Annotated in this window: 3 protein-coding genes; 1 reads left to right on the top strand and 2 read right to left on the bottom strand. The window is 39.6% G+C overall.

What is annotated here, in order from left to right; genetic code table 11:
* The coding region (locus tag ADIARSV_RS23200) for a hypothetical protein (protein ID WP_394331151.1) at nt 1–69 on the bottom strand (69 nt) is incomplete at its 3' end.
* Nucleotides 70–519: 450 nt separating this feature from the next.
* A complete protein-coding gene (locus tag ADIARSV_RS10645) occupies nt 520–4,371 on the bottom strand; it encodes an SIR2 family protein (RefSeq protein ID WP_016195516.1) in 3,852 nt (1,283 codons plus the stop codon).
* 313 nt (nt 4,372–4,684) lie between these two features.
* Here ADIARSV_RS10645 and ADIARSV_RS22540 point away from each other — a divergent pair.
* Nucleotides 4,685–4,934 (top strand): hypothetical protein (locus ADIARSV_RS22540; protein WP_235048399.1); only part of this gene is annotated, 250 nt, incomplete at its 3' end.

The following is a 4,934-nucleotide window of genomic DNA, read 5'->3' as shown; positions in this document are numbered from 1 at the left end:
GCCTTTTTCCTGGCAATAGCCGATCTGACTTAAGCCACTATGTTGCCAATCGTTTACGTGGCGTAACATTTCTGATTGTAATCCTTGGTTCATTTCCCTGACTGTTTAATTTTCAGAAGCGAATCTAGAAAATTAGATAATCTGACCGGGAACGGTTTTTACCGAACGCTTACCTTGAGGCTGTCAATCATCTTTATTTTAATCGCTACGTGGACTTGAAATTCAGCACATCGGGAATGGGAAAAAAGTACTTATGACAAAAGCAGCAGCGACACAAACTTTCATCGATCAAACGCTCAACATTGGAGCGACCGTATAATCGAATATTAATTGTTCTGACGGGAGTAAAAGCAAGGGTGCAAAAGAATCCTTCCTGAAAGGTTATTCATAGCTTTAACTTTTAGCATGATTGATAGTAATCCTCTGTGAACTGCCATAGGCGTTGTGAGATTAAATTCGATATTTAGGTCTGTTGACAAAAGAGCCATTGCAATGAGCGGAACACTTCTGCAAAAAGCACTACTCCTCATCTTGATCTTCACTGCCTTCGCTTACAGAAGCTATGAATTGCCGCACGTTATTGTACCGTGACTCTTCGGCTTTTTCCAGCCAACTCAAAACAATGGGATCATGGCTATCCCAGGTCTTTAACAGCCAAGCGATCCGTATAAGCTTTTCTTCCACATACGCAACATCAGCATCTTCTAGCGGCTGTGCATCATATTTACGAAGTATGCGCAGCAATAATGACTCTTGATCGCGAAACCGGTTTAAATTGCGTTTGTAAAACAACCAAGTTGTCATATAACCTAAAGAAGTCTCAACTGCTGGCTCGGCTTGTAAAAGAATCTTATTGAGTAAGAGCGTGATATTATCTCGTTCAAAAACATTTTTGTAAACGCGATCATCAAGTTCACGTAAAGCATTTTCTACTGCAGTTTCATCACGGCTTGTCAGACCCTCCTCTAGTTCCTTGTATTTTCGATGTATACCTAATTGTTGTTGGACTCTTGACAGCGTTGCTTCATATTCGGGATAATGCCCAATTCTAGCATCAAACCCAGTCAAAAATTCAAACATTTCTTCCAGCACTGGTATAAATGAAAACCAAAAATCTGGTGCCGGTGCCATACGCTCCAAATCTGCAAGGCTGTTTTGCAGTCGGTCAAATATATGTGTCAACTCTGTATTATTCCATTGTAATCCAATAGGACGTAAATCTCCGTAAGATAAATCAGAAATCAGTATTGGCTCATCGTTCTGACCGCTGCTGATCTGATTTCCATTTATCCCTGTATACCATAAATTACGGTGATTTACCAGTGCCTGCCTCATAAGCTTTCCCAGCATGGCCTGTCCGTTTGCAAAATGAAGTAGCACCCTCCATATACGTGCATTAGTTATCTTTTCATAATCTACATCTAATAATTGCGAGACAATTTTTGCAGACTGATCGGGTGTAAGTAGCCGGTATAAGTTTCCTAATACGAAGATCCGAGCGATGTTTATGGTGTCCAAGCCTGATATCAGTTCATCAAATTGTTTGCTCAGAACGTTGGCAAGCCCCACATCTAATGGCATCGCTTTAAAGTATTGATTCCGATTCAAGTAGTACAAAAAATTAATAGACTGATCAATTTCACCGATGAGTACCGAATCAAGACAATTGGCAACGATTTCGTACAAGATGGTTGTGTCTGAAACATACTGGATTGCAGCATTGACCAGTAAGGGATGTGTATCCAAATTATTCTTTCTAAAAGCAATTCCTCGTTGTAATAGAGTGCGCCACCATATACAGAAATGAAGCTGCCATATCGCTGGATCTACCCCAATAACAAGACTTGAAAGAAACACCTGAATATTGTCGGCATAACTATCAGGTGCTTCAGGTAAATTAGCAAATAAAGCACTGCAGATCCTAGGTAACTGCTCGCTTACATTTTCAGCGCTGGAGAAAGCATAATCTTGTCCAGCTTTTTTTAGAAAATCCTTTTTGTTGTATTGTAGACTGTAGAATAAAAAAGGTAATGGATAATACTCGAATCCAGCTTTCAATACTGGATACCAATCCTCAGACGATAATAAATAAATGTTTCGGATCGACAATTGAAAACCCGATTCTGCCAGTAGCATTAGCAATTGAACGGCGGCTTGAGCATCAGAATGTTTAGATAACCTGACTGAACGCGTTTGGTTTAAAAGTTTATCATTATAAGGCTTGAGTTGTTGCGCCTTTTTCGCGACTTTTTTTTGTAGTTCCTCTATTCGGTTTTGTAAGCCACGATTACCTGAACGCTCGTAAGCCGATATAAGACGGGATATTCTTTTATTGTTGTTAAGAAGGAAGGGCTGCTTAATGTGATGCAGCATTTCCAATGCATACAGTTTTTCCTCGCCACTAGTAAGTGTTTCATTTTCGACAGCCTCCGAAATATAATCACCGGCAGCCTGTGGATCAAAGATCGCTAAAAAGCCTGCCCTTACGATTTCTTGTCGGCCGGTTGCAGACCAATTATCTAGGAAATCTTGCAAAGCCAAAAATTGAAAAGAGTAAGCCAAATGAAGTAATTCGTCCTGTTGCAATACTGGTGTCCGCTCTATTACTCCTGACAACGCATCATTTCTACTGACCGCCATGGCAATAGCAGATTGGTTGTCAGGTTGCGACAACAACTGTGCAATAACTTCCGCTTTCAAAAAGCTTCGGATCGGGACTGCCAAATCCAACAGAGCAGAAATCGTCAGTTTTCGCAGCAATGGGCGTTCCAGTAAATTATAATTTGAATTTTCAGCAAATACGAACCCTAAAAGAGAATGCTGATTATGAGTTGCACTAAAACTCAGATCTGGCAGCCAAATCTGTTTTGCGATTATTTCCAGCCGATTCAGCATCGGTAAAATGGTATGTTCGTCCGGTATATTTTTGGTTTCTAAAATGCACAGGGCGTCCCATATTTGCCTGTGTTCCCTCCGGATCGAAATATCCGGCGACGGGATATCCTGTTTGATGTTATCATCATTACCCAAATAAGTGATCAGTGTACCAATAGCGGACGCCCCATCATAAATATTTGGCTCAGCACCGAGATCCTCCCTGAAGACTTGGAGTACATCCGGATCCAAGAGTGGAATCCGTATTATATTATGATTTTCATAAAACAGTTGCTTATCCCTTGATACTTCGCCTTTACCGATATCCAACAAATAAATTTTATAGCGATTGTTTTTATTATTTATTCTTGCTGCTTTGTAAAGAATGTCCCTAACCCAATTGATCCACTGTAAAAAGTTTGGATCGATCCCAGAAAATCCAATAAGACAAAAAGACTCCTGCAAAAGGGATATACGCATGAGCTGCGTGAAAGCTTCATGATTCGTCGGATAATTTTCATAGTCCTCCTTAGAGATCACGTATTGTTTTTTATGATCGCCATCGAATTCAAAAAAGAATTCAAGACGTTCGCGAGCAGAACGTAGTGAACCATGTAATTTGATAATATTTTTTCGTTTCTTGATACGCAAGTCGGCTGACGTTTTTACCACCTGATAACAATCATCTACTTCCCGGTTCTTTTCGGACAATAATAACTCCTTTTGCTGCAGACGGCTCTTTTGCTGCTTAATGTCAATTGACAGCTTATTTATTTCTAGGTTTAAATTGGGATTCTCGTGCATCAACGGTTCCAAACCTTCAAGGGGTGTCATCCCAATATCTTCAATTTCAGGTTTGACTAGAGGTTTGCTCAGCGATTCCTTTTTTTCCTCGCTATCTCTGATGTCTTGCTCCAACTCTGGAATTTCGCTTTCCAGTTGGTCAATCTCGCTCACCAGCCTTTCATACCGACTGTTGTCTATACAGACATCCAGTAAATCATCATAATTCGTAGTATAAATATTATTCCAAGGCAGACCGATTAGGTTTTTATGCAAAATAAGATTTTCCTTTTGCAGCAATTCGACAGTACCATTACAATCCAAAAAAAAATTATCGCCTTTGCGGTAAACAGAAGGAATACGTTCTTCAATGTATGTTGTTATACTTTCCGGTATTGTTTTTCGCTTGATATACTCGGAAACAATTTCTAGGTAACCTTGCTGCCGAATCAGGTGCAGACATTCTTCTTTTTTAAAATCTCCCTCCTTTAAGGGCGTCGCTGGAGCAGTTTTAAGGTACTGATCATAAGCCGATGAAATAGTACGCTCATTTAATTCACAAGCAAGATCAAACAACAACTCGTCCCAAGTAGGAAATTTTGAGCTTACATTCTTACTAAGTCCTGAACCCACTAACAAAGACATTTGATTTGCCGCTAACTTATTACGAAGGTCTTTTAGTTGTTTATGATAATTTTGCTTACTTGGTTTCATTAGCTTTAAAAAAACTAAATTACATAAAACTAACTGATCCCCCCCTTGGTATCCATAATCCTTTTGCAGGTAAATATGGAGGTGGTCTAAACAATAATTTAACACAGCGATACCACAGTGGCATACTTTTAATTAAGTGTGTCACAACTGTCAGATTCCGAACCTTGTTATTTCTGCACCCCGCTGTCAGGCTACTGCCATCGACCTAAGTATAGTAAATCTTAATGAACTTCAAAGCTTCCTATTAAAAACAGATATAATGGAAACAGGCGATAAAGAACTGGATGACATAAGATAAAGTATTGAACAAAAAGTGGAATACCAAACTGAAAAAATGGTTGCAGGAATAATGGATATAGTTAGCGCGCAGACCCACGATGTCGTTAAGTCTCTAGTTGCTTCTATGGGAGGAGATTGGCAAACGTTTCTTCCTAGGCATCTTTTCAAAGCCCCAAACGACACTCAACATGGAATGATAGCTGGAATTGTGACCAAGATAAACGATCGACTGATAGTAAGGATTGTTATTAATCCTGCCGTTATCGATAAGCAGCTTGTTATCT

This window comes from Arcticibacter svalbardensis MN12-7 (assembly GCF_000403135.1).
Taxonomy (GTDB): Bacteria; Bacteroidota; Bacteroidia; order Sphingobacteriales; family Sphingobacteriaceae; genus Arcticibacter; species Arcticibacter svalbardensis.
Note: the sequence above shows the minus strand (reverse complement) of the source record. Positions and strands in the feature narration are given on the sequence as shown.